1 rRNA gene is annotated in these 255 nt (G+C 53.3%); it reads left to right on the top strand.

The features are described from left to right. Window positions 1–255, top strand: a 23S ribosomal RNA gene (locus ACQCT8_RS19060); the annotation flags it as partial.

The raw sequence follows: 255 nt of genomic DNA, 5'->3' as shown, positions 1-255 counted from the left end.
CCTGATATTGAATTTTGGCACAGCTTGTACAGGATAGGTAGGAGCCTTGGAAATCGGAGCGCCAGCTTCGATGGAGGCATTGGTGGGATACTACCCTGGCTGTGTTGAACTTCTAACCCTCACCCGTCATCCGGGTGGGAGACAGTGTCAGGCGGGCAGTTTGACTGGGGCGGTCGCCTCCTAAAGAGTAACGGAGGCGCCCAAAGGTTCCCTCAGAATGGTTGGAAATCATTCGAAGAGTGTAAAGGCATAAGG

Origin of the sequence: Jeotgalibacillus proteolyticus (genome assembly GCF_050107735.1) — a bacterium.
Classification (GTDB): domain Bacteria; phylum Bacillota; class Bacilli; order Bacillales; family Jeotgalibacillaceae; genus Jeotgalibacillus; species Jeotgalibacillus proteolyticus_A.
This window is presented reverse-complemented; position numbering and strand designations above follow the sequence as displayed.